We start from the raw sequence: 25064 nt of genomic DNA on the forward strand, positions 1-25064 counted from the left end.
CTGTGCCGTGGGAACGCTCCCACCCGATCAATCGCTGCCCTCCAAGCCCAGCGACCTGCTTCAGCGAGATCCCTCTTCCCGGACACAGTGCTGACGATCCACGTCGCCTGCGGAAACCTCCTGAGGATGTGAGTGATGAGCCCGCGAACCGTCCAGGACCTGCTGCGATTACGGGCGGACGAGGAACCCGGCAAGGAATCGATCATCGTGGACGGCCCTGGGCCGCCCGCGCCCTCCGCCCGGCGCAGCCGCGCGTACGCCCCGGCGTCCTGGCTCATCAGGCGAGGGATGTGCCCGCGCGCCGGGACGGCGCTCGGAGGTGCCGCGCGATGATCGTCCATCCCCTGGACCCGGCGCTCAGCCTGCTCGAGGTCTCCGACATCGACGTGGCCGGCACCATCGTCGACTGGGCCAGGCAGTACCTGTGCCGGCCCCACCCCGAACTCGGCCGCAATGGGCCGACCTGCCCATACACCCAGCCCTCGCTCGACAAAGGCCGCTTCTACATATCGATCTTCGCGGGCCCGCCGGCTTCGGTCGACGAGATCATCCGCTGTGTCGAGGTCTATCGCGACTGGTTCGCCGAACTCGCCCCACGCGAGCAGCACGCCGCCCAGTTCACCACGATCCTCGTCGCCTTCCCCGAGCTCGGCGGGCGCACCGAGCTGATCGACGAGGCGCAGCGGCGGCTCAAGACAGGATACGTCGAGCTCGGGCTGATGATCGGTGAGTTCCATGACGGCCCGCCGGACAAGGCAGGCCTGTGGAACGCCGACTTCCGCCCCCTCGCCAGCCCGGTCCCGCTGCTGGCCATCAGGCACATGGTCCCCACCGACCTGCCGTTCCTGCGCGACGATCAGCGTCAGCTGCGCGCCTACCTGCGCTACTTCGGCCACCGGGTGCCCTCCCACCTGCGGGAGACACCAGCGGCGGTGACGGCGGTGACGTCCGAGTGAACGCGCCTTTGCGGCCCGCCCAGCGCCGCCTGTGGTTCCTGGACCGGGCCGGGCACGGTACGGCCTACCTGATCTGGCACGCCTACCGGCTGACCGGCCCCCTGGATGAGGCGGTGCTCGAAGCCGCGCTCCTGGCCGTGGTGAAGCGGCACGACGCCCTGCGGAGCGTGGTGGCCGAGCACGACGGCGAGCCGGTGTGGGTGATCGGCCAGCACACCTGCGCCCCGCTGATCGTCCACGAGGCCGGATGCGCCGACGAGGCCGCGCGGATCGCCGGCCGGATCGCCCAGGAGCCGCTCGACCTGGAGCACGGACCCCTGTTCCGCGTCGGCCTGGTCAGGACCGGCCCCGAGGAACACCTGCTCGTCCTGACCTTCCACCACATCGTCTGCGACGGCCCCTCGATCGGCGTCGTCCTGCGCGACCTGTGGACCTGCTACCGGGCCCTCCTGACCGGCCGGGAGCCCGGGCTGCCCGCGCTCCCGGCCCCCGTCGCGGCGGACCAGGAGCCCGCCGCGACGCAGAGCGCCCGTGCCTACTGGAAGGCGTCGCTCACGGGCGCGCCGCCCCTGCTCGAGCTGCCCGCCGACCGTCCGCGCAGGTTCACCGCGGGCCGGGGAGCACGTCACCCCGTACGGCTCGAGCGGCAGACCGCGGCGGCGGTGCTCGACCTGGCCAGGCGTGAGCGCTGCACGCCCTTCATGGTCCTGCTGGCCGCGGCCGCCGTCATGATGGCCAGGCACAGCGGTCAGGACGACATCGTCATCGGCGCCCCCGCCACCGGGGCCGACCGACCGGGGCCGGACGCCGTGGGCATGTTCGTCAACACCCTGGCCCTGCGCGTCGACCTGTCGGGCGATCCCACGGCGCGCGAGCTCCTGCGCCAGGCCCGCCGTAGCACCCTGGGCGGCCTGCAGCACCAGGGCTTCCCGTTCGACGAGCTGGTGGCCGAGCTGGATCCGGGACGCGGCTCCGGCCACAACCCGCTCTTCCAGGCGATGCTCGTCGTGGAGCACCCGCCGGGCGCGGAGGAGCCCGCCCCTGGACTGTCGGCGGTGTGGCAGGACCTGACCCCCGAGACCACCCGGTTCGACCTCACCCTCCTGGGCCTCGTCGGAACGGAACGCGACCTGGAGCTGGTGCTCGACTACTCCGCCGACCTGTTCGACCCGGGTACGGCCGCCGGATTCGCCGCCAGCCTGGTCAGGATCCTGAAGGCGATGGCAGCCGACCCGGCCTGCCGGGTCTGGGACATCCCGCTGGCCGAGCCCTCCCTGACAGCGGTCCGCGAGGAGTGGACGCGGCCGGTCCACGAGCAGTTCGCCGCCCGCGCCGCCACCACCCCCGAGGCTCCGGCCCTGGCAGGCGAGAGCGTGCTGGCCTACGGGGCGCTGGAGCGGCGGGCCAACCAGCTGGCCCATCGGCTGCACGATCTCGGCGTCGGCCCCGGCTCGCCGGTGGCGGTGGTCCTGCCCGCGGGAGCACAGGCGCTGGTCGCCGTCCTCGGCGTGCTCAAGGCCGGGGGCGCCTACGTGCCGCTCGATCCCGCCCAGCCCGCGGAACGACTCGGCCTGCTCATCGCCGAGTCCGGCGCCCGTACCGTGATCGGCCACGGCGGCCTGACGCTAGGCGAGGGCGAGGCGGACGAGCCGCCGGCGCGTCCTGTCGGGCCCGGCGACCTCGCCTACATCGTCTTCACCTCGGGCTCCACCGGCCGGCCGAAGGGCGTCATGGTCACCCACGGCACCCTGGCCGAGCTCACCCGCTCCTTCCGCGAGGTCCACGAGTGCTTCGAGCCGGGACAGCGGGTGCTGATGTTGCCCCCGCTGACCTTCGACGCCTCCGTCGGCGACCTCTTCCCCGCCCTGACCGGGGGAGCGGCGCTGGTCCTGCACCCGGACCCGGCCGCGCTCGACGGTCCCGAACTGGTCCGCTGGTGTGTACGCCACGGCGTCACGGCGGTCGACGCGCCGTCCTCGTTGTGGCAGCAATGGGTGCATGATCTTCGCGACCTGAACGGCACCACGGTCGAGTGGCCGGTCACGACGATGATGGTCGGCGGTGACCGGGTGCCGGTGGAGTCGGTGCGCGCCTTCTCCCGGCTGACCGGCGGGACGGTGGCACTCTTCAACCACTACGGCCCGACCGAGGCCACCGTCTGCGCCACCGTGCTGCGCACCGTCGACGCCGCCGAGTTCGGCGAGCTCAGCCACCTGCCCATCGGCCGGCCCCTGCCGCACGTCCGCGCCCACGTCCTGGACGGCAGGGGCGGACCGGTCCCCTCGGGCACGCCGGGTGAGCTCCATCTGGGCGGCGCCTGCCTGGCCCGCGGTTACCTCGGCGAGCGGGAGGCGACCGACGAACGTTTCGTGCCGGACCCGTTCGCGGGCGGGCGTATGTACAGGACGGGGGACCTGGCCCGCGAACGAGCTGACGGCACGCTGGAGTTCCTCGGACGTGCCGACCGGCAGGTGAAGATCAACGGCTACCGCGTGGAGCCCGCCGAGGTGGAGGCGGCCGCGCTGGCCTGCCCCGGCGTGCGGGACGCCGTCGTGGTCGCGGCGCAAGGGCGGCTCGTCGCCTACACCGCGGGCGGCGCCCATCCCGGCGACGTGCGGCGTTTCCTGCTGGGGCGGCTGCCGAGGCAGTTCGTCCCCGCGGTGGTGGTGTCGCTCGGGGAGATTCCGCGTACGGCGCACGGCAAGCCGGATCTCGCCCTGCTGCCCGCCGCTCATGAGGCCGCGCCCGTTCACGAGGCCCCCCGCGGATCGCTGGAGCACGCGCTGGCCGAGGCGTGGCGGCGGGCGACGGGAGCCGCGCGGGTGGGCAGGGGCGACAGCTTCTTCGCCCTGGGCGGCTCGTCGCTGGTCGCCGTGCGCATGTTGCGCGAGGTCGAGCGGTCGTCGGGGGTGCGGCTGACGCTCGCGGCGCTGTTCGAGACGGCGGATCTGGCCGAGTTCGCCGCGTCGGCGGGCCGGGCAGGCCAGGAGCCGGACGCCGCCGGCCTGCGTGCCCGCGCCGTTCTGCCGCGCGACCTCCGCACGGCCCTGCGGTCCCGGACCCTCGAAGCTCCCCGCACGGGCGACCGAGCGGCCGCGCCGCGTGCGGTGCTGCTGACCGGCGCCACCGGCTTCCTGGGCTCCTTCCTCCTCGCCGAGCTGCTGCGCCAGGGCGCCGGTCACGTCTACTGCCTGGTCAGACCCACGGGCACGCAGGACCCCGCGGCCAGGCTGCGCCAGGCGATGACCGGGCGCGGCCTGCGGGACCCCGCCACGAGTGAGCGCATCACGGTCCTGCCCGGCGACCTGACCCAGCCCTCGCTCGGCCTGGTCGCGGAACGGTACGAGGCCCTGGCCGGTGAGACCGACCTGATCGTCCACTACGGCAGGCACGCCAGCTTCGCCCAGCCGTACCGCTCACTCGAACCCGTCAACGTCGGCGGCACCCTGGAGGTCCTGCGCCTGGCGGCGCACCGCCGCCTGATCCCGGTGCACGCCGTCACCACGCTCGGCCTCTACGCGGCCGGGCAGGCGACGGTGACGGAAGGGCGGCCGCCGGACGAGCCCGAGGGCCTCGACTCGCCGTACTACCAGAGCCGCTGGGTCGCCGACGCCCTCGTCCGCGCCGCCCGCGAGCACGGCCTGCCCGCGGCGATCCACCGGCCGGCCCGCGTCGGCGGCGCCAGCGGGTCCGGGATCTGCGACCCCGGCGACTATTTCAGCAGGCTCCTGCGCACCTGCAGGCAGCTCGGCCTGGTGCCCGACCTGGCGGGCGGCCAGGACGCCGCGCCGGTGGACCACGTCGCGGCGGGTATCGTCCGCCTGGCGCTCGACCCGGGCTCGACCGGTCGCGACTATCACTACGCCAACCCCAAGACGATCTCCTCGCCCGAGCTGGCCGCAGCGCTCGGCGCCGAACTGGTGCCGTGGCGGCGCTGGCAGGAGGAGGTCGACGCCCGCGACGACGCCGCGATGGCCGCGTTCGCGGGCGACGAGCAGCCATGGGGTTCGACCGTGGACAGGTTCGACTGCGCCGCGACCGTCAGCGCGGCCGGGCTGCGGTTCCCGCCGCTCGACAGCCGGCTGATCGGGCTGTACCTGGAGACGATGTGATGACCAGGTTCGCCTCCCTCTGGCTCGCCGAGCTCGTCTCGGTCGTCGGCTCGGCGCTGACGGCGTTCGTCCTGAGCGTCTGGGTCTACCAGGAGACGGGCTCCGAGCTGCACTTCGCCGCCACGCTGCTGTGCGCGGTCGTTCCCGGCCTCATCGTCTCTCCCGTCGCCGGAGTGATCGCCGACCGGTTCGACCGCAAGCTGATGCTGATCCTCGGCGATGCCGGGGCCGCGTCGTGGACGCTGGTCCTCGCCTGGCTGATCTCCACCGGCCAGCTCGCCGTGTGGCACGTCTACGTGGGCACGGCCCTGGGCGCGGCGGCGGCCGCCTTCCACCTGACCGTCTACCAGGCGATGACACCGCTGCTGGTGCCCAGCCGCCACCTGGGCAGGGCCAACGGCCTCATGCAGGCCTCCTGGGCGATGCAGATCGCCGCGCCGGTGGCGGCGGGAACGTTGCTGGAGTCGGTCGGGCTGCGCGGGGTGGTCCTGATCGACCTGGCCTCGTTCGCCGTGGCGGTCGGCGTGGTGCTGACCACCAGGCTGCCCGCCCACGTGGTCAGGCCGGAACCGGCGCGACCGCCCAGGTGGCGCGCCGACCTGCTGTACGGCCTGACGTACCTGCGCGAGCACGGCCTGCTCCCGCTGGTGGCCGTCTCCGCCGGGTTCAACCTGATCTTCGCCGCGGCCGGGGTGCTCATCAGGCCGCTGATCCTCTCCTTCGCCTCGCCGGCCACGCTCGGGCTCCTGGTCTTCCTGGGCGGCGCGGGCATGTTCGCGGGCAGCCTGGTCATGGGCGCCTGGGGCGGCCCGCGGGCGAAGGTGGCGGGCGCCGGGGCGTTCATGCTGCTGGCGGCGGGGACGCTGGCCGCGCACGGGCTGCGGCCGTCGGTGGTGCTGATCGCGGTGGCCGCGCCCCTGTTCCTGTTCACCCTCCCCGCGGTCACGAGCTGCCTGGCCACGGTGATCCAGACGAAGACCGCCACCGCGGCCCTGGGGCGGGTGCAGGCCACCGGGCGCACCCTGGGACAGCTCGCCATGCCCCCGGCCTACCTGGGCGCGGCGTTGCTGGCCGAGTGGTTCACCGAGCCGCTGATGCGTGACAACGGGGCGCTGGCCGGGAGCGTGGGCGAGCTGATCGGCGCCGGGCCCGGCCGCGGGATCGCCCTGCTCTATTTGGTGTTCGGGCTGCTCATGGCCGCGCTGGCGGCCACCGTGCTCCTGCTGCCGCGCCTGCGGGGCATCGAGGATCGGGTGCCCGACGCGACCCGCGACGCAGAACCGTCCGTCCCCTAGGAGGACCCATGCCGCTCTCGCTCCCGCCGCAGGAGGCCGCCCGCTACCTGGTCGCCGGGCAGGCTCCCGCGCCGCTCGTCGACCTGGTCCACACGATGGCCTTCCACGCGGCCGCGGCCGGGCTGCGGCTGGGCGTCTTCGACGCCCTCGCCGGTGGGGCGCGCGGGCCGCAGGACCTGGCGGAGGAGCTCGGCGCCGAGCCGTACAGCCTGCGGGTCCTGCTCGACGCGCTGGCCGCCACGGGCTATCTGGAACGGGACGGCGACCGCTACGCCAACGGGGTGGCGGCCACCTGGCTGGTCTCCTCGACGCCCGGCTCGTACGGCACGGCGCTCGGCTTCTGGCATGCCCTCATCTCCGAGTTGTGGAGCGGCCTGGACGGCTCGGTGCGCACGGGCACTCCGGGAGCCGACTTCTACGCCTGGCTGGCCACCAGGAGCGAGGTGTTCCGCGGCTTCCACGCCCTCCAGCGCAAACTCGCCGACTGGCTGTTCGAGGAGGTTGCCGAGGCCGTGCCGCTGCCGGAGGGCGCCACCCGGCTGCTGGACCTGGGCGGCGGCCACGCCCGTTTCAGCATCGGCTACTGCCTGCTGCACGACGGGCTGTCGGCGACCGTCGTGGACCTGCCGGAGGCGTTGGAGACCGGCCGCGCGAACGCCGCGGCCGCGGGGCTGGCCGGCCGGGTGGGGTTCGCCACCGAGCCCGGCACCGGCCACGACGTGGTGCTGCTGTTCAACGTGCTCCACGGTTTCGCGCCGGAACCGGCCCGCCGCCTGGTGGAGGAGGCCGTGGCGGCGCTGCGGCCCGGCGGTCTGGCGCTGGTGCTGGAGACGGCGCCGTCACCCGTGGACGCGGGGGTCGTCGACACGGCCTTCGCCCGGTGTTTCGAGCTGAACCTCCTGCACACCCAGGGCGGCCGGCTGTATCCCGCGCACGTCCTCGACGAGTGGCTGAGGCTGGCGGGTTGCGGCCCGGCCACCGTGCACCCGCTGCGCCGCATGGCCACCCGAGTCCTGCTGGCCGCTGTCAAGCGTGGTCCATCTTTATGAAACGGTTCAGTAGCTATTGAAACTTAACGGGTTAAGTGGTGACATATTCGGCACTTGCCCATGTGGTTGGACGGAGTGTTCCATGAGTTCCCTGCGCGCATTGCATCACGGTTGGACCCTGCATCGGGTGGAGGGCGACCTGACCGCCCCCGCGACGATACCCGGTTGCGTGCACACCGACCTGCTCGCCGCCGGGCTGATCCCGGACCCCTACCTCGACGACCACGAGCTCGGCCTGACGTGGATCGGCCGCTCCGCCTGGCGTTACGAGACCTCCATCACCTGGGAACCGTCCGGCCACGAGCGGGCCGACCTGCTCTTCGAGGGTCTCGACACGGTGGCGGAGGTCGAACTGAACGGCGTGCCCGTGGGGAACACCGCGAACATGCACCGCTCGTACCGCTTCGATGTGCTCGGAGCGCTCCGGCCCGGGCAGAACGCGCTCACGGTGACCTTCGCCTCGCCGTACGGCTATGCCGAGCACCTGGAGGCCGAGCTGGGGCAGCGGCCGGGCGCCTACGCCGAGCCGTACAACATGATCAGGAAGATGGCCTGCAACTTCGGCTGGGACTGGGGCCCCACCCTGGTCACGGCGGGCATCTGGCGCCCGGTCGGCCTGCACGAGTGGAGCGGGGCACGCCTGGCCCGGGTGCGCCCGGTGGTCCGCGTGCAGGACGGCGTGGCCCGCGTCAGCGTGCACGTGGAGCTGGAACGCACCCACGACGACCCGGTCGAGGTCGCGGCGGAGCTGTGCGGCCTGCGCGTCGTGGGCGCGATCTCCCGCGAAGGGGTGCTGGAGCTGGAGGTGCCCGACCCCGCGTTGTGGTGGCCACGGGGCCACGGCCGGCAGCCGCTGCACGAGCTGACCGTCACGGCGGGCCAGGACGTCTGGCGGCGCCGGATCGGCTTCAGGACGGCCGAACTCGACACGGCCGGTGGAGCGTTCACCCTGAAGGTCAACGGCCGTCCGGTGTTCGCCAAGGGCGTCAACTGGATCCCCGACGACTGCTTCCCCTCCCGCATCGGCCGCGACCGCTACGCCGAGCGGCTGGAGCAGGCGTGCCAGGCCGGGGTCAACCTGATCCGGGTCTGGGGCGGCGGCATCTACGAGAGCGACGACTTCTACGAGCTCTGCGACGAGCTGGGCCTGATGGTGTGGCAGGACTTCCCGTTCGCGTGCGCGGCCTACCCCGAGGAGGAGCCGCTGTGGAGCGAGGTCGCGGCGGAGGCCGAGGAGAACGTGGTGCGGCTGATGCCGCACCCCAGCCTCGTGTTGTGGTGCGGCAACAACGAGAACATCTGGGGTTACGCGGACTGGCAGTGGAAGCCCGCCCTGAACGGCAGGTCCTGGGGTGAGAGGTACTACCTCGGCCTGCTCCCCGAGATCGTGGAGAGCGTGGATCCTTCGCGATCCTACTGGCCGGGCAGTCCCTACTCCGGCTCGATGGAGCTGCACCCCAACCTCCCAGAGGTCAACAACATGCACATCTGGGATGTGTGGAACGAGCGCGACTACGTCCACTACCGCGACTACCGGCCACGGTTCGTGGCCGAGTTCGGCTGGCAGGCCCCCGCCACCCACGCGACCATCGCCCGCGCCATCCACGACGAGCCGCTCACCCCGGACTCGCCCGGCCTGCTCCACCACCAGAAGGCCGACGACGGCAACGGCAAGCTGGCCAGGGGCCTGGCCCACCACTTCGACGAGCCGGACGGCTACGACGACTGGCTCTACCTGACGCAGCTCAACCAGGCCCGCGCCATCCAGCTCGGCGTCGAGCACTTCCGCTCGCTGTGGCCGTACTGCGCGGGCAGCGTGGTCTGGCAGCTCAACGACTGCTGGCCGGTCACCTCGTGGTCGGCCATCGACGGCGACGGGCGCCGCAAGCCCCTCTTCCACGCGCTCAGGCGCGCCCATGCCGACCGCCTGCTGACCGTCCAGCCCCGCGCGGAGGGTCTGGCTCTGGTCGCGGTCAACGACGACGACGAGCCCTGGCGGGCCGAGGCGCTGGCCGTCCGGCTCTCCGTCTCCGGCAGGGAACTGGCGCGCGAGCACCTGGAGCTGGAGGTGCCGCCGCGCGGCGCCCTCACCCTGCCGCTGGACCGCAAGGTGGCCGAGAGCGGCGACCCGGCGCGCGAGCTGATCGCGGTGAACGCCGGCTCCACCCGGGCCTTGTGGTTCTACCTGCCCGACAAGGACCTCGACCTGCCCAAGGCCGCCTACACCGCCCGCCTGGAGGGCCGCACGCTGCACGTGACCGCGCACACCCTGCTCAGGGACCTGGCGGTCTTCCCCGACCGCCTCGACCCGGCGGCCGAGGCGGACGACCAGCTCGTCACGCTCCTACCGGGCGAGAGCGCCAGTTTCGACCTGGGCGTCTCCGGCCTGGATCCGCTGCAGGTCACCGGCAAGCCGGTGTTGAGGTGCGTGAACGACTGAGGACGCGCAGTTCACCAAGGCGCCCGCGCACAAGGTCCCAGCCCTCCACCCCCGAGGAGCCCCCTGTTGTTCGTTGACATGCCGCTGGCTCAGCTACGCGACTACCTCCCAGCTCGCGAGGAACCCGGCGACTTCGACGCCTTCTGGCAGCGCACCCTGGAACAAGCGCGCTCCCATGAGCTGGACGCCCGCTTCGAGCGCATCGAGACGGAGATCGTCACCGCCCACGTCCACGACGTCACCTTCAACGGCTTCGGCGGTCACCCGATCAAGGCCTGGCTGCTCACCCCCGTCTCGGGGCCCGCGCCCTGCGTCATCGAGTACCAGGGGTACGGCGGCGGCCGCGGCCTGCCGGTCGACTGGCTGGCCTGGCCTTCCTTCGGCTACGCCGTCCTGGCCGTCGACTCGCGCGGCCAGGGCGCGGGCGGCTGGCGGCGCGGCGACACCCCCGACCCGCATCCCGGCTCGGGACCGACCACGCCCGGCGTGATGACCTCGGGCATCCTCGACCCCGGACAGCACTACTACCGCCGTCTCTACACCGACGCCGCCCGCGCGGTCGAGGCGGCCCGCGCGCACCCGGCCATCACCAGGATCGCCGTGAGTGGCGGCAGCCAGGGCGGCGGCATCGCCCTGGCCGCCGCGGCCCTGACGGGCGATGTCGACCTGGCCCTGATCGACGTGCCCTTCATGCAGCACATCAGGCACGCCGTAGACATCACGGCCGAGTACCCGTACCAGGAGCTCGCCGTCTACTGCAAAGCCTTCAAGGACCAGGTCGAGCAGGTCTTCCAGACGATCTCCTACTTCGACGGCCTGAACTTCGCCGCCCGTGCCACCGCGCCCGCTCTCTACTCGGTGGCGCTGCGCGACGGCATCACCCCGCCCTCGACCGTCTTCGCCTCGTTCAACCACTACGCGGGCGCCGACAAGGAGATCGAGGTCTACCCGTACAACGGCCACGAGGGCGGCGAGTCGACGCACCTGCTGGCCAAGGTCCGCAAGGCCCGGAAGGTCCTGGAATGAGACTCGGCGCTTCCTCCGTCAACACGAGCTAGACGGGCCGGGCGGTGCTCCCGCGCGGTGTCAGGCGCGCCGCCTCGTCCTCGAAGCTGCCCGGCTGCTCGCCGTCGATCACGGCGAGCAGCCGCCGGGCGGCGTGCGCCCCGAACGCCGGGACGTCGCGGCTGACCGCCGTCAGCGGCGGCCGCACCACCTGGCACAGCGGCGAGTCGTCCCAGGCGACCAGGGACAGCTCGCCCGGCACCGACAGTCCCATCTCCTGGGCCACCGACAGTCCCGCCACGGTCATGATGTCGTTGTCGTAGAGGATCGCGGTGGGCCGGGCGGCCGAGCCGAGCAGGCGCCGGGTGGCCCTGGCGCCATGCTCGCCGGTGTAGTCGGTGTGCACCGTGCGGTGCTCCAGGTCCGCGCACGCGCCGGCGAAGGCGCGGTCGCGGATCTCGGTGTGCATGAGCGTGGGCAGCCCGGCGACCCGGGCGATGCGCCGGTGGCCGAGCGCGGTGAGGTAGCCGACCGTCTCCCGCATGGCCGTCACCTCGTCGGACCAGACCGACGTCAGCGAGCCGGCCACCGACGGGTGGCCCATCACCACGGCGGGCAGGCCCAGCTCCTGCAGCGCCGGCACCCGGATGTCGTCGGCGTGCAGGTCGACCAGGATCACGCCGTCGACGCGGCCCTCGCCCCACCAGCGCCGGTAGATCTCCAGCTCGGCGCGGTGGTCGGGGACGGTCTGCAACATCAGCGCGCACGAGCCGAGCTCGCTCTCGATGCCGCTGATCAGCTCCATGAAGAACGGTTCCACCCCGAGGAAGCGCGCCGGCCGGCACACCACCAGGCCGATGGCCTGGGCCCGCGCCCCGCTCAGCGACCGTGCCGCCAGGCTCGGCTGCCAGCCGATCTCGGCGGCGATGGCCCGCACCCTGGCGCGCGTCGCCTCCGACACGCCGGGCTGGCCGTTGAGCGCGTAGGAGACCGCGCCCTTGGAGACCCCCGCCCGCCGCGCGATGTCGGCGATGGTCGGCCGCTTGATGTGTGGCACGGAACTGAACCGTATCAGTCCACCGGATGTCACAGTGGGAGGATGAGAACCTCCTACGTGGTGCGCATCGAGGTGCCGCTCGAGGAGTTCCGGCGCACGCTCGCCGGGCTCGACGGGGCGGTGCTCCATCGTGAGCTGAGTCCCGGGCGGGTAGTCGTGCTCGGCGACCGCCCGCTCGGGACCCTGCTGCCCGGGCTGGCCGGGGTGGTCGGCGTCACGCCCGACCTGCCCCGGCCCATGGACTAGCTACTGCACGGTTATCTTGTCCACCTCCACGGTGATGCCCTTGACCTGCGGGGTCGAGGTGGCCGTGGTGACCGAGTCGGTCCCCGCGAGCACGCCGCGCACCCGCATCGTGTAGGTCAGCGAGCCTCCCGGCGCGCCGGGGGTGCTGCTGACCCGCAGGTCGGTGGTGGGCGGACCGGTGATCTGGCCGCCGGCCGTACCCTCGTCGTTCTCCACGCCGACCGTCAGGCCGTAGCCCGCGGGCGGCGAGCCGGGGGCGCTCGGGTAGGCGTAGGTGATGTCCTCGCTGCCGTTGACCCCGATCCACTGCTGGAAGATCTTGAGGTCGCTGGTTCCGAAGACGTTGACCCGCCACTCCACGACGACCCAGGTGGACACGCCGTCGGTGAGCGTGGCCGCGTAGATGCCGGGAGCGCCCGTGCCGTCCAGGTCGGTCCAGTAACTGGCCAGGACGTTGTTGGGCCGGGCCGGGTCGGGCAGGCTCTGCGGCTGGAAGGCGATGTCCTCCGCGCCGGTGGTGCCGCCGATCACGGAGTAGCCGTTCGAGGTGATGCCGAGCCGGGTGTAGGTGCGTCCGGCGAAGACGAACGCCGGGGTGGTCAGGTTGAGCGCCTGCTCGTCGCCGATCGGCACCGGCGTGACGCCGAAACCGTCGAGCGGGAGGTAGCCGAACAGGCTGCCCTCGGCGATCCCCGGCCGGTCGGGCTGGCGGGCCGCGAGCGTCTGCTTGGTCGTGGCGATCTGCGAGCCCACCTGGGTGGCCCCGGTCACGCCGTTGAGCCGCAGCCGCGCGCCGAGCGTGCTGAGCGCGGTGACCTCGGCGTCGGCCAGGGTGCTGTTCTGAACGGTGACGGTGCAGACCGACTCGCCGCTGTTACGCGGGATCGTCGACGGCGCGCACGTCTGGTCGACCGGCACCGCGCCCTCCTTGCGGACGAACGCGACCGGCAGGTGCAGGTCGCGGCTGCCGCCGACCTGCTTGAAGTTCACCTGGCCGAAGTACTGGCCGCCCTCGGCCAGGTCCGGCGCCGTGATCACGATCGAGACCGTGACGCTCTTGCCCGGCCGTACGGTGAACGCGGGCGGGAGCACGACGATGCTCGCGCCCGCGACCGTCTTGCCGGTCGCGACGTAGGCCAGCGTCTTGTTCGTCACGTTGGTGAGGGTGCGCTTGGCGGTGATGACGCCCGGCATGACCGGCGCGTTCACCGACGGCAGGTTGAGGTCGATCCGGTTGAGCGAGTCGGTCTCGGCCGCCACGAAGTTGGCCGCCGTCTCGTCGATGGTCAGGCCCGGGTCGCCCGCCTTGGTCAGGTCGACGCGCCCGCCGCCGAAGTCGAACGGGTCGGCGGGGGTGGTGCCGTCCTGCTTGACCACGCTGGTCTTGGCGGTGGTCTCCAGTGCCGACTTGACCTGGCCGGGTGTCCAGGTGGGGTTGAGGGCGAAGAGCAGCGCCGCCGAGCCCGCCACGTGCGGTGACGACATCGAGGTGCCCGCGATCGCCTGGAAGTACTGTCCGGACGGGCCGCCGGTCGGGTCCTCGAGCGTCGGCGTGGTTCCGGCCAGGATGTGCAGGCCGGGCGCGGTCACGTCGGGCTTGAGGAAGTCGCCTCCCGGGCCGCGCGAGGAGAACGTGGTCATCACGTCGCCCTGCCACGTGGTCTTGGTGCCCTGCGTGAACGACGCCTTCGCGGTGCCTGGGTTGGCCGCCACGAACGCCAGCAGCGTGTCGGTCTCCGGCTTGTTCAGGTGGACGGTCGGCAGCCAGTGGTTGTCGGTCATCACGTCGAGCGGCGTGGTGTTGACCAGCAGCATGCCGACCGCGCCGCCCTGCAGGACGTTGAAGCCGCGGATCACGCGTCCCGGTCCGCGCTCGCAGACCACGATCTTGCCGGTGAACAGGCCGGGCGGCGCCGGGGTGAGGCAGCCCGCGTTGTTGTACGGCGGAGCCGACGCGAGCACCACGTTCGCCGGGGTCGCGACCCCGGCGGTGATCGTGGCGCCCTTGACCGTGGCAGAGGAAGAGGCCCCGGTCAGCGTCACGGTCGACTGGAAGGTGCGGCTCTGCGTGGAGGCGGCCACCGTGGTCACCCACGGGCTGAGGTGGTTGACGGTGCCCGCGCCGGGACCGTCGTTGCCCGCCGAGGCCGACACCAGCACCCCGGCCGCGTACGCGTCGAGGAAGGCCAGCTCCACCGGGTCGCTGTAGGGGTCGGTGCCCCCGGAGATCGAGAAGTTGATCACCCGGACGCCGTCGAGGATCGCCCGGCCGACGGCCTGCGCCGAGTCGGAGGGGAAGCAGCCTTCGACGCCGCAGACCTTGTAGACCGAGACCTGCGCAGCCGGGGCGATGCCATGGATCGGTCCACGGCTGATGCCAAGCGGGTTGGCGTCGGCGACGGGCCCGCCGGCGGAGGTGGTGGCGGTGTGGGTGCCGTGGCCGTTGGAGTCGCGCGCCGAGTCCGGGTAGACCTCGCCGCCGAAGACGGCGTTGTAGGTGTCGAGGAAGGGCGCCCCGCCGATCAGCTTGTTGTTGCAGGTGAAGACGTCGACGGCCGGGGTGAGCGGGTTGTCGCCGAAGTCGCACAGGCGCGGCGTGCCGTCCCTGGTCGGTCCGGGGGCCGGCAGCCCGCCGGGGTCGGCGAACGACGGGTGCTCCGGCCAGGCGCCGGAGTCGAGGATGCCGACGTTGACGCCCTTGCCCGACTGGGAGCTGCCGCCGAGCTTGCCGTAGATCGTCGGCGCGCCCATGAAGGCGGGGCTGGAGTCGGTCAGCATCTGCTCGGGCTTGTCGGACTGGACGGCCGCGACATTGGGCAGGGCCAGCAGCCGGCCGCTGGCGTTGGCGGGCAGGCGCAGCGCGATGCCGCCGTAGACCACGCGCAGCCGCTGCCCGACCTGGGCGCCGGGCAGCTGGGCCGCGAGGGCGTCGAGGAAGGACTGCTCCACCTTCTCGATGTGCTTGGTGTACTTCTGGGCCGCGTCGCTCTTGACGTCCAGCGCCTTGCCGGTGGCCGCGGGACTGGTGGCGGGCAGGTCCTTCAGGCCGCCCCGGTAGGCGGCGAGGGAGTCGTAGTCCAGCTTGACCACGACGCTGACCGGAGCGGGAGAGGTCGACCTGAGCAGGGCCTGGTCGCTCTCGGCCAGCTTGCCGGTGGCCGACTTGTCGCCGTCGACCAGCTCGGCGCCGGTCAGTGGGGTGGCCTTCCAGCTCTTGGACGGCGACGGGGTGGGATCGGCCGATGCCGGCGGGCTCATCGACACGACGAGGGCCAGCCCGGCCACGAGGGCGCCTAGGCGCCGGGGTAACAGGGGAGTGCTCGACATTGAGAAACCTCCACGACGGGGTCTGCGCACCCACGGGAGACTCGCCGCTTCCACCATGGAGGGAACTCGGCGAACCCTCCCCGGTGGGCGACACTCAGACGATCAACTCCTGGACGTTAACCCTGCGGCAGGCGGTGGCATAGAGCTCCAAGTGGACAGGTTTCTGTCACGAAATGCACCCGGAGTGTTCGCTGGACGCGGACGCCCGGCGATGCTCGGGACCACGCTAGGCTCTGCGGCATGATCGACCGGCTCAGCAACCAGATCAAGGACTACGCGTGGGGTTCGAGGAGTGCGATCGCCACGCTGATGGGACGTCCGGTCCCGTCCCCTGGACCTGAGGCCGAGATGTGGCTGGGAGCCCACCCGTCGGGGCCCTCGATGCTCAAGCGTCAGGGCGCGAGCCTGTCGCTGGAGCAGGTCGTCGCCGCCGACCCCGCACGAGAGCTGGGGGCCGCGACGGCGGAGCGGTTCGGGCCGCGCCTGCCGTACCTCATGAAGCTGATCGCGGTCGGCGCGCCGCTGTCGTTGCAGGTGCACCCGTCGGCCGAGCGGGCGCGCAGTGGCCACGAGCAGGGCACCTACGTCGACCCCTACGCCAAGCCCGAGCTGGTGTGCGCGCTGACGCCGTTCACGGCGCTGGCCGGATTCCGCCACCCGCGCGAGGCGGCCGAGCTCGTCGGGGCGCTCGGCGTCGCCGCGCTGGAGCCGGTGGTGGCCAGGCTCAGGGCGGGCGAGACCCTGCAGGCGCTCAGGCTGCTGCTGGAATGGCCGCAGGAGGAGCGCGCCGGGCTGGTCGAGGCCATCGCGGCGCGCGGCGACGCCATGGTCGGGCTCCTGGCGCGTCTCTACCCCCGGGACCCGGCCGTGCTGGCGCCGCTGCTGATGCGCCGCCACGAGCTGCGCCCCGGCGAGGCGCTGTTCCTCGGCGCGGGCGTGCTCCACGCCTACATCGAGGGCTTCGGCGTGGAGATCATGTCCGCCTCCGACAACGTGCTGCGCGCCGGCCTGACGCCCAAGCCGATCGACGTCGAGGAGCTGCTGGCGGTGACCGAGCCGACGACCCAGCCTCTCGGGGTCGAGCCCTCCCGCCACCTCTACCGGGTGCCGACGCCGGAGTTCTCGCTCGGCAGGGCGGTCAACCCGCGGCTGCGCCTCGACGGCGGCCTGCCGCGCATCCTGCTGTGCACCGAGGGCGAGGTGCTCGCGGGCCGCCAGCGGCTGGCGGCGGGGGAGTCGGCGTTCGTCAGCGCCTCGGCCGGTGACGTCGAGGTGCACGGCAGGGGAACGATCTTCTGGGCGCAGCCGAATCTCGGCTGACGGACACGCGCGACCCGCCCCCTCCGGGGAGACTAGGCTGGTCCCCGCCGTATCCGACTCTGGAAGAGAGCCCATGAAGACCTTCGATGAACTGTTCGCCGAGCTGTCCGAGAAGGCACGCACCCGGCCCGCGGGCTCGGGCACCGTGGCCGCGCTCGACGCCGGCGTCCATGCCATCGGCAAAAAGGTCGTGGAGGAGGCGGCCGAATCCTGGATGGCCGCCGAGCACGAGTCCGCCGAGCGGGCCGCGGAGGAGATCTCCCAGCTCCTCTACCACGTGCAGGTGCTCATGCTCGCCAAGGGCCTCAAGCTCTCCGACGTCTACCGGTGGTTGTGATGCTGCGCCTGGCCGTGCCCAACAAGGGCGCGCTGAACGAAGCCGCCCAGCTCATGCTCAAGGAGGCCGGCTACCGCGGCCGCCGCGACAGCAAGGAACTGGTCGTGGTCGACCAGGACAACGCCATCGAGCTGTTCTTCCTGCGCCCCCGCGACATCGCCGTCTACGTCGGCGAGGGCACCCTCGACGCCGGCATCACCGGCCGTGACCTGCTGATCGACTCCGGCTCGCCCGCCGAGGAGATCATGCCGCTCGGCTTCGGCGGCTCCACCTTCCGCCTGGCATCCAAGTCCGGCGCGCTGTCGGGCGTGCAGGACCTGGCCGGGCTGCGGGTGGCCACCGCCTTCCCCGGCCTGCTGGAGCGCTACCTGGCCGACAGCGGCGTCGACGCCCGCGTCATCAAGCTCGACGGCGCGGTCGAGACCGCCATCCGGCTGGGCGTCGCCGACGCCATCGCCGACGTCGTCGAGACCGGCACCACCCTGCGCAACGTCGGCCTTGAGGTGTTCGGCGAGCCGATCATGCGATCGGAGGCCGTGCTGGTCAAGCAGCACGGCTCGCCCGAGACGCCCGGCCTCGCCCAGCTCATCCGCCGCCTGCAGGGCGTCATCCACGCCCGCGACTTCGTCATGATGGACTACGACATCCGCGCCGAGCGGATCGAGGAGGCCATCGCGCTCACCCCTGGGATGGAGGGGCCGACCGTCTCGCCGCTCCATCGCGAGGGCTGGGTGGCGGTGCGCGCCATGGTCAGGCGCAAGGGACACCAGCAGGTCATGGACCAGCTGTGGGAGATCGGCGCCAGGGCGATCCTGGTCACCGACATTTACGCCTGCCGCATCTAGACGCGATCGGCCGCAAGCCTCACAGTCATCACTGTGAGTAACTTTGCGATCGCTCGACGTGGTCTGCTCGTGGCCGCCGGGGCGGCGTTCGCCGGCATGGGATTCGCCGGGGGCGTCGCCCTGGGCCGCTCGGCGCCCCCCGTGGTCACCGAACCCGTGCCGCACGGGGCGGGTGAGGCCTGGGCCGCGCTGATGCGCGGCAACGCCCGCTGGTCCGGCGGGCGCGCGGGCCACCCCCACCAGGACATCGCCCGCCTGCACGAGGTCGCCGGCCACCAGGCCCCCTACGCCGTCGTCGTCTCCTGCATTGACTCGCGGGTGCCGCCCGAGGTCGTCTTCGACGCGGGCGTGGGCGACCTCATGGTGGTCCGTACGGCGGCGCACACGCTCGACCCGCTGGTCAAGGCGGCCGTGGAGTACGGCCCGCAGCACCTGGGCGTGCCGCTGGTCGTCGTCCTGGGCCACCAGCGCTGCGGCGCGGTCACCGCCGCCTCCGAGGCCATCCGCGGCGGTGCGCGGCTGCACGGCGACCTGCAGCGTGTCGTCGAGGAACTGCGGCCCTCCTACCGCGGCGACCTCACCGGCATGATCCAGGCGCACACCCGGGCGTGCGTGCGCAGGCTCGGCGGCGTGGGCGTCACGGTGGTCGGCGCCTACTACTCGCTCGACACCGGCGTCGTACGGCGGATCTGACCACGGCCCCGGCTCTGATCGTTTTGCCGTTCCGGCAACGTCGCTTGCCCCGTCCGCTGCTCGTGCTGCACAGTCGGAGTCATGTTCGACCAGGCCTTCTGGGAGGAGCGTTACAGCTCGGCTCCCGCCATCTGGAGCAAGAATCCCAACCCCCAGCTCGTCACCGAGGTGTCCGAGCTCACCCCCGGCACCGCGCTCGACGTCGGGTGCGGCGAGGGCGCCGACGCCCGCTGGCTCGCCTCGCGCGGGTGGCGCGTGACCGGCGTGGACATCTCACCCACCGCGCTCAAGCGCGCCGCCGAGATCGAGCCCGCGGTGGAGTGGGTGCACGCCGACCTGCTCGGGGCCTGGCCCTTCGGCGGGCGCGCCTTCGACCTCGTCTCCGCCCAGTTCATGCACCCGCCGGCCGAGGACCGCGCCGTCCTGTTCGGCAGGCTGGCCACGGCCGTGGCGCCAGGCGGGACGCTGCTCATCGTCGGGCACCACCCGCTCGACCTGGAGATGGGCGTGCCCAGGCCGCCGATGCCCGAGCTGTTCTACACGGCGGAGGACCTCGCCGCGGCGCTCGCGCCGGGGGAGTGGAGCCAGATGGTCACCGACACCCGTCCCCGGCAGGCGACCTACGACGGCCAGGAGTACACCATCCACGACGCCGTCCTCGTCGCCCGCCGCGCTCAGGCCAGGTAGATCGCGACGATCACCACGGCCACCCCGGCCCTGACGCTCCAGTGCGCCCGCCCGGCCGTCCCCACGACGGCCAGCGGGTAGGCGATCACGCCGCCGAGCACGATCAGGTTCATGCCGGGGGAGTCCATGGTCCACAACCCGTGCAAGCAGATCGACGCCAGCGCCGCAGCCGCCCACGCGGGCCGGATCCGCAGCGCGCGCAGCAGCGGCCACGCGATCAGCACCGCCACCCATGGACCGTACCCCCACACGGTGTCCAGGAGGCCAAGCCATCCGTAGGACCCGCTCGCGACGCCGGGGAAGACGGCGGCGGCCACGAGGACCGAGGCGACCAGGACGATGGGGAACCCGACGCCGACGAGACCGGCGAAGACCACGCGCTCTGCCATGGAGCGCTCGGGGGGCGTCATGGACGGTTCGACGGCGGAAGATCGGCTTTTGTTCGCCCGTCACCGCAGAGCCGCCACCGCCTTGACGGCCTGGTCGACCTGCTCCGGGGTGTTCATGATGGTCGTCCCGAACCGCAGCAGCGGCTCGGCGTACGGCGTCACGCTGGTCTCGATCCGGTGCTGGAGCCGCAGCCGCTCGACCGCCTCGGCGGGCTGCATGCCCGTCACCGACAGGCACACCAGCCCCGCGGAGACCGACGGCGACAGCGGCGTCGCCAGCCGGACGTTGGGCAGCGCCCGCAGACCGTCCTTGAGGCGCGTGGCCAGCGACTGGATGCGCTCCTGCACGCGCTCCTTGCCGATGCGCCGGTGGAAGGCGAACGCCTCGGGCATGGCCCACCGGTGCTCGAAGGCCTTGTAACCGCCGGGCGTGAAGTAGTCGCCCGACGCCTGGCCGGGCGCGGCGCCGCTCTGCCACGACCGGAAGGCGGTGCCGCTGAAGCTGGGGATCAGCGCGGAGAGCGGCTCCCACGTACGCGCCCACAGGATGCCGGTGCCGCGCGGCCCGGCCAGCCATTTGTGGGTGCCGCTGGCCAGGAAGTCGCAGCCGAGGTCGTCGACGCCGTCGGCCATGGCGCCGAAGCCGTGCACGCCGTCGACGCACAGCAGCGCCTGTTCGCCGTGGTTGCGCGAGCGGTTGGCCTCGGCGACCATGTCGGCGATCGCGCGGACGGGCAGGCGCACGCCGGTGCTGGAGTGCACCCAGGTGATCGCGACGACGCGGGTGCGCGGGGTGATGCCCGCCTTCAGGGCGGCGACGATCGCGTCGGCGGAGGCGGTGGCCGGGTCGTCGTAGAGGCGCACGCGCCGCACGGTGGCGCCTGTGCGCTCGGCCAGCAGGCGCAGGCCCTCGTGGGTGGCCAGGAAGTCGTGCTCGGTGGTGAGCACCTCCTGGCCCTCGCGCAGGCGCAGCCCCGAGTAGAGCAGGCCCAGGCCCATGGTGGTGCTGTCGGTGATGGCGATCTGCCCGGGCTGGGCGCCCAGGTACTCCGCGGCCGCCTGGGTCACGGCCAGGTCGGGGGCCCCGCCTCCGGCGGGGGTGTAGTGGGGGTCGGCGTCCAGGGCGTCGCGATGCCCTTGGATCGCCCGCCGTACGGGCTCGGGATGCGGAGCCAGGACGAAGGCGGCGAAGTTGGCCACGTCGGGCTTGAGACTGAACTGGGCTCGAACGGCCTCCCACTCGTCGAGCGCGGGTCGTGCGGCAGGCGGGTCCGAGGAGGTGCAACCGGCCAGCGGGGCGAGGATCCCGGCGCCCAGGAGCGCCCGTCGATTCAGCGTCACAACCCCCTAGTCTGGAGCCATGACGAACGCGGTGGAACGCTTCTACGCGGCGATGTTGAACGGTGATGTCCGCGAGCTGCTGGCCGTCCTGCATCCGGAGTTCGTGCTCGACGTCAGCCGGGGCATGCCTCTCGGCGTGGGTGGTGTGCATCACGGGCCCAAGGCGGCGCTCAAGGAGTGCTGGGGAGTGATCTTCGGCGCCTACGAGACCGCGCCCGTTCCCGACGACTACGTCTGGTCGGGTGAGGAACGCTGCGTCGCGATGGGCGCCTACCGCGGCCGCCTGCGCGCGACCGGTGAAGACTACGAGGCCGCCTTCTCCCACGACCTGCGCCTGCGCGACGGGCTGATCGTGCGCCTGGCCCAGGTCACCGACACCGCTAGCTGGCCCGCGCCGCGCTGACCCGGCGCATCAGGTCCGACACCCGCACGATGCCCATGCACCTGTTCAGCTCGTCGGTCACCACCAGGTCGTCGTAGGCGCGCGTGCTGTCGCGCCCGGCGACCTGCATGGCCGCGATGGCCGGCGTGGTCTTCGGTACGGCACGCGGCGGGTCGGCCAGCCGCAGCGCCGGCTTCCTGCCGTGCAGCGCGTGACCGAAGCGCGAGGAGAACGACAGCAGGAAGCGGCTGCGGTCCAGGCTGCCCTTGGGCCGCTGGTAGTCGTCGACCAGGATGACGCTGGTGATCGACGGCTCGGTGCCGAACGCCTCGATCACCTCTTCCGCGGTGGCCTGCTCGGGCAGCGTCACCGCGGGCAGCAGGAACTCCTGCACACGCGGGCCCAGCAGGGCGGCGTCGGGCTCCTGCGGGGGCGTCGGCAGCGGCACGTGCACCCGCCCGTCGCGCCCCGGCGCCAGCAGCGGCCCCTCCGCCAGCCGTACACCCCAGGCGCGCACCTGGTCGAGCTGCGGCTCGTCCTCGACACCCTGCGCCAGGACGTGCGCGCCGATGCCGCGCGCCATCGTGACGACAGACCGGGCCACCGCGGCCCGCCGCGGGTCGCGCGGCGCGCGGCCGACCACGTCGGCGGCCAGGACCAGCAGGTACGGCGAGGCGTCGGCGATCAGGTCGGGCGGCATGCTCTCGGAGCCCAGCCCGCCGAAGGCCAGCAGGTATCCGATGGCGCGCAGCCCGTCGAGGCCGACGGTGAGCAGCCGCCGTTCCGCCTCCCCGCAGCCGCCGCGCAGCACGAGGATGACCTCGCGCGGGCGCCGGCCGGAGCGCCTGAGCGCCTCGTGGAGGGGCGCCAGCGCGCCGGAACCGTTCAGGACCACCCGGACGGGCAGGTCGAGCAGGAGGGGGAGCATGCCCTCCTGGCGCGCGGCGTCGATGGCGTCGGGCGGGGTGTGCAACGCCACGACACCCCCGGTGTCGAGGTCGACGACGGGGGTGATGGAAGTCAGCTGGGCCAGCACGTACGTGATGATCCTCCGTGTTGCTCCCGTTACAGAAGGGGGCGGATGCGAAGTTCACCGACATTTCCCCACGAGTTCCCGACGCCTCCGGTGGGTTAACCTGCTGGGCATGACTGCCCGGCCCGCCAGCGGCGGCGGGCGCTGGGTGGACGTGCCGCCCGAGCGCCTCAACAAGTGGATCGACGGCTTCGCCGGCCGCCACGGACCGATCACCGCCGAGGCCGGGACCGATTCCCTCGTGCTCACCGCCGCCGACGGGTCGACCGCCGAGTTCGTCGTGCCCTTCCCGCCGTTCGAGTTCGCTCCGCCGTACATCTCGCGTTTCATCGCCCACGCCTCCCGTGACCGGACCGTCGGGGTGATCCTGCTGCGGCTGGGCGGCCACGCCACCGGCCTGTTCCGCGGCTCCGAACTGGTGGTGTCGAAGGTGGGTTCCACCTATGTCCAGGGCCGCACCGCCGCGGGCGGCTGGTCGCAGCAGCGCTTCGCCAGGAGGCGCGGCAACCAGGCGAGCAAGGCCGTGGAGGCGGCGGGCGACACGGTGGCGCGCGTGCTGCTGCCGTACGAGAAGGAGCTCGACGCGGTGATCCTGGGCGGCGACCGCCGGTCCGTCGAGGTGCTGGGCGACGACAGGAGGCTCGCGCCGCTGCTGGCCAAGGTGGTGGAGCCGTTCCTGACGGTGCCCGATCCGAAGCTCGCGGTGCTCAAGGAGACCCCCGCGCGCTTCCGCGCGGTGCGGGTGCGCGTCGTCAACGCCGGGGAGTCCGCGGCCCGTTGACGCGGCCCGTTAACCAGGCGAGGCTCCGGCCCCCTGACCGTAGACTGATTCCCATGCGTGCTCCCGATTGACCCCGGCTCCAGCCGCCCTCCTTTCCCACGACCTATCGGGAGCCCCTTCCTCATGATCATCGCGAACGACATCGAACTGCGCGCCGGATCGCGCCTGCTCATCGAGCACGCCTCCTTCCGTGTCAACCCCGGCGACAAGATCGGCCTGGTGGGCCGCAACGGCGCCGGCAAGACCACGCTGACCAAGGTGCTGGCCGGCGAGGGCCTGCCCGCCGCGGGCACGGTGACCACGAGCGGGGCCATCGGCTACCTTCCCCAGGACCCGCGCACCGGCGACCTCGAGGTGATGGCGCGCGACCGCATCCTGTCGGCGCGCGGGCTCGACGAGGTCATGCGCAAGCTGCGCCTGGCCGAGCAGGGCATGTCGAGCGCCGACGAGAAGACGCGTGAGAAGAACGTGCGCCGCTACGGCCGGCTCGAAGACCAGATGCACGTTCTCGGCGGTTATGCGGCCGAGGCGGAGGCCGCCTCCATCGCCTCCAGCCTGGGCCTGCCCGACCGGGTGCTCAAGCAGCCCCTGGAAACCCTGTCCGGCGGTCAGCGCAGGCGCGTCGAACTGGCCAGGATCCTGTTCAGCGGAGCCGAGACTCTCCTTCTTGACGAGCCGACAAACCACCTCGATGCGGACTCAATCGGGTGGCTTCGTGATTTTTTGCGATCACATCAGGGCGGCTTGGTGATCATTAGCCACGATGTTGATCTTTTGGACGCGACGGTCAACAAAGTGTTGCATCTCGACGCGAACCGCTCCGTCATCGACACCTACAACGTCGGCTGGAAGGCCTATCTGGCCCAGCGCGAGACCGACGAGAAGCGCAGAAAGCGCGAGCGCGCCAATGCAGAAAAGCAGGCGAGCGCGCTGCTTCAGCAGGCCGACAAGATGCGCGCCAAGGCCACCAAGGCCAAGGCCGCGCAGGACATGGAACGCCGCGCCAAGCGCCTGCTGGCCGGCACCGAGGCCGAGCGCGCCTCCGACAAGGTCGCCAAGCTGCGCTTCCCGCAGCCCGCGCCGTGCGGCAAGACCCCGCTGACCGCCGCCGAGCTGTCGAAGTCGTACGGCTCGCTGGAGGTCTTCACCGACGTCGACGTGGCCATCGACCGCGGCAGCAGGGTCGTCGTGCTGGGGCTCAACGGCGCCGGCAAGACCACGCTGCTGCGCATCCTGGGCGGCCTGGAGCAGCCCGACACCGGCGAGGTCAGGCCCGGCCACGGCCTCAAGATCGGCTACTACGCGCAGGAGCACGAGACCCTCGACGCCGGCCGCACCGTCCTCGAGAACATGCGCTCGGCCGGCCCCGACGTGACCGACGCCGAGCTTCGCAAGGTGCTCGGTTCGTTCCTGTTCTCCGGCGACGACGTCGACAAGCCCGCCGGGGTGCTCTCCGGTGGCGAGAAGACGCGTCTGGCCCTTGCCACACTGGTGCTTTCGAGCGCCAACGTCCTGATGCTCGACGAGCCCACGAACAACCTCGACCCGGTCAGCCGCGAGCAAGTGCTGAACGCTCTTCACTCTTATTCCGGGGCAATCATCCTGGTTACGCACGACGAGGGAGCGGTTGACGCTCTTGCACCAGATAGGGTGATCTTGCTACCGGACGGAACTGAAGACGCCTGGAGCGAAGAATTTTCCGATCTTGTGGCACTTGCCTGATCTTAATTTGAGTGGGTACGGATCTTTTCCCGTGGAGTAGGTAGCCG

21 protein-coding genes are annotated in these 25064 nt (G+C 72.1%); 16 read left to right on the forward strand and 5 right to left on the reverse strand.

All coding sequences use genetic code 11. From position 1 onward, the window contains the following. Positions 1-135 precede the first annotated feature (135 nt). The 7 genes from ACIBH1_RS09205 to ACIBH1_RS09235 all read left to right on the forward strand — a co-directional run bounded on the left by ACIBH1_RS09205 (position 136) and on the right by ACIBH1_RS09235 (position 10878). Positions 136-333 carry a hypothetical protein gene (locus ACIBH1_RS09205; RefSeq protein WP_397313131.1) on the forward strand — a complete coding sequence of 66 codons (198 nt, stop codon included), beginning with the start codon at positions 136-138 and terminating at the stop codon, positions 331-333. After that, the gene (locus ACIBH1_RS09210) at positions 330-956 is read left to right on the forward strand and encodes a DUF6875 domain-containing protein (protein ID WP_397313132.1); all 627 of its coding nucleotides are present in this window, start codon (positions 330-332) and stop codon (positions 954-956) included. Before ACIBH1_RS09205 ends, ACIBH1_RS09210 begins: the two co-directional genes overlap by 4 nt. Beyond that, positions 953-5068 carry an amino acid adenylation domain-containing protein gene (locus tag ACIBH1_RS09215; protein ID WP_397313134.1) on the forward strand — a complete coding sequence of 1372 codons (4116 nt, stop codon included), beginning with the start codon at positions 953-955 and terminating at the stop codon, positions 5066-5068. The genes ACIBH1_RS09210 and ACIBH1_RS09215 overlap by 4 nt, the downstream gene beginning before the upstream one ends. After that, a complete protein-coding gene (locus ACIBH1_RS09220; RefSeq protein ID WP_397313135.1) occupies positions 5068-6363 on the forward strand; it encodes an MFS transporter in 1296 nt (431 codons plus the stop codon). The genes ACIBH1_RS09215 and ACIBH1_RS09220 overlap by 1 nt, the downstream gene beginning before the upstream one ends. An 8-nt stretch (positions 6364-6371) precedes the next feature. After that, a complete protein-coding gene (locus tag ACIBH1_RS09225; RefSeq protein ID WP_397313136.1) occupies positions 6372-7412 on the forward strand; it encodes a methyltransferase in 1041 nt (346 codons plus the stop codon). Between the two features lie 82 nt (positions 7413-7494). Then, the gene (locus ACIBH1_RS09230; protein ID WP_397313137.1) at positions 7495-9852 is read left to right on the forward strand and encodes a glycoside hydrolase family 2 protein; all 2358 of its coding nucleotides are present in this window, start codon (positions 7495-7497) and stop codon (positions 9850-9852) included. Positions 9853-9918: 66 nt separating this feature from the next. Beyond that, entirely contained in the window at positions 9919-10878 is a 960-nt protein-coding gene (locus ACIBH1_RS09235; protein WP_397313139.1) for an acetylxylan esterase, read from the forward strand. Between the two features lie 28 nt (positions 10879-10906). On the opposite strand, the gene ACIBH1_RS09240 is transcribed toward ACIBH1_RS09235, so the two are convergent. Then, positions 10907-11905, reverse strand: a complete 999-nt coding sequence (locus ACIBH1_RS09240) for a LacI family DNA-binding transcriptional regulator (protein ID WP_397313920.1) — start codon at positions 11903-11905, stop codon at positions 10907-10909. Between the two features lie 51 nt (positions 11906-11956). Between ACIBH1_RS09240 and ACIBH1_RS09245 the strand changes: the two genes are divergently transcribed. Next, on the forward strand, positions 11957-12160 hold the full coding sequence (locus ACIBH1_RS09245) for a hypothetical protein (RefSeq protein ID WP_397313140.1): 204 nt from the start codon (positions 11957-11959) through the stop codon (positions 12158-12160). On the opposite strand, the gene ACIBH1_RS09250 is transcribed toward ACIBH1_RS09245, so the two are convergent. After that, complete coding sequence (locus tag ACIBH1_RS09250) at positions 12161-15487, reverse strand: S8 family serine peptidase (RefSeq protein WP_397313141.1); 3327 nt, start codon at positions 15485-15487, stop codon at positions 12161-12163. A 240-nt stretch (positions 15488-15727) separates the two neighbouring features. Here ACIBH1_RS09250 and manA point away from each other — a divergent pair, with 240 nt between their 5' ends. The 5 genes from manA to ACIBH1_RS09275 all read left to right on the forward strand — a co-directional run bounded on the left by manA (position 15728) and on the right by ACIBH1_RS09275 (position 19369). Beyond that, entirely contained in the window at positions 15728-16807 is a 1080-nt protein-coding gene (gene manA, locus ACIBH1_RS09255; protein ID WP_397313142.1) for a mannose-6-phosphate isomerase, class I, read from the forward strand. Between the two features lie 73 nt (positions 16808-16880). Further along, complete coding sequence (locus tag ACIBH1_RS09260) at positions 16881-17144, forward strand: phosphoribosyl-ATP diphosphatase (RefSeq protein ID WP_181614762.1); 264 nt, start codon at positions 16881-16883, stop codon at positions 17142-17144. Beyond that, entirely contained in the window at positions 17144-17989 is an 846-nt protein-coding gene (gene hisG, locus ACIBH1_RS09265) for an ATP phosphoribosyltransferase (protein ID WP_397313143.1), read from the forward strand. The genes ACIBH1_RS09260 and hisG overlap by 1 nt, the downstream gene beginning before the upstream one ends. A gap of 33 nt (positions 17990-18022) precedes the next feature. Continuing rightward, complete coding sequence (locus ACIBH1_RS09270; RefSeq protein ID WP_397313144.1) at positions 18023-18682, forward strand: carbonic anhydrase; 660 nt, start codon at positions 18023-18025, stop codon at positions 18680-18682. A gap of 81 nt (positions 18683-18763) precedes the next feature. After that, on the forward strand, positions 18764-19369 hold the full coding sequence (locus ACIBH1_RS09275) for a class I SAM-dependent methyltransferase (protein ID WP_397313145.1): 606 nt from the start codon (positions 18764-18766) through the stop codon (positions 19367-19369). Here ACIBH1_RS09275 and ACIBH1_RS09280 read toward each other — a convergent pair. Together ACIBH1_RS09280 and ACIBH1_RS09285 are read right to left on the reverse strand one after the other, a co-directional pair. Then, the gene (locus tag ACIBH1_RS09280; protein WP_397313146.1) at positions 19357-19758 is read right to left on the reverse strand and encodes a hypothetical protein; all 402 of its coding nucleotides are present in this window, start codon (positions 19756-19758) and stop codon (positions 19357-19359) included. The two genes, ACIBH1_RS09275 and ACIBH1_RS09280, sit on opposite strands and share 13 nt — an antisense overlap. 60 nt (positions 19759-19818) lie before the next feature. Then, positions 19819-21099, reverse strand: coding sequence for an aminotransferase class V-fold PLP-dependent enzyme (locus ACIBH1_RS09285; RefSeq protein ID WP_397313148.1), 1281 nt, complete (start codon positions 21097-21099; stop codon positions 19819-19821). Between the two features lie 19 nt (positions 21100-21118). On the opposite strand from ACIBH1_RS09285, the gene ACIBH1_RS09290 reads away from it, so the two are divergent. Further along, positions 21119-21502: a nuclear transport factor 2 family protein gene (locus ACIBH1_RS09290; RefSeq protein WP_397313149.1), complete on the forward strand. Its 384-nt coding sequence runs from the start codon at positions 21119-21121 to the stop codon at positions 21500-21502. On the opposite strand, the gene ACIBH1_RS09295 is transcribed toward ACIBH1_RS09290, so the two are convergent. Beyond that, complete coding sequence (locus tag ACIBH1_RS09295) at positions 21480-22517, reverse strand: EAL domain-containing protein (protein WP_397313150.1); 1038 nt, start codon at positions 22515-22517, stop codon at positions 21480-21482. The two genes, ACIBH1_RS09290 and ACIBH1_RS09295, sit on opposite strands and share 23 nt — an antisense overlap. A gap of 109 nt (positions 22518-22626) precedes the next feature. On the opposite strand from ACIBH1_RS09295, the gene ACIBH1_RS09300 reads away from it, so the two are divergent. Next, positions 22627-23295, forward strand: a complete 669-nt coding sequence (locus tag ACIBH1_RS09300; protein ID WP_397313152.1) for an acVLRF1 family peptidyl-tRNA hydrolase — start codon at positions 22627-22629, stop codon at positions 23293-23295. Positions 23296-23418: 123 nt separating this feature from the next. Next, the gene (locus tag ACIBH1_RS09305; protein WP_397313153.1) at positions 23419-25017 is read left to right on the forward strand and encodes an ABC-F family ATP-binding cassette domain-containing protein; all 1599 of its coding nucleotides are present in this window, start codon (positions 23419-23421) and stop codon (positions 25015-25017) included. The last annotated feature ends 47 nt before the right edge of the window (positions 25018-25064 follow it).

This window comes from Nonomuraea sp. NPDC050663, assembly GCF_044456985.1.
Classification (GTDB): Bacteria; Actinomycetota; Actinomycetes; order Streptosporangiales; family Streptosporangiaceae; genus Nonomuraea.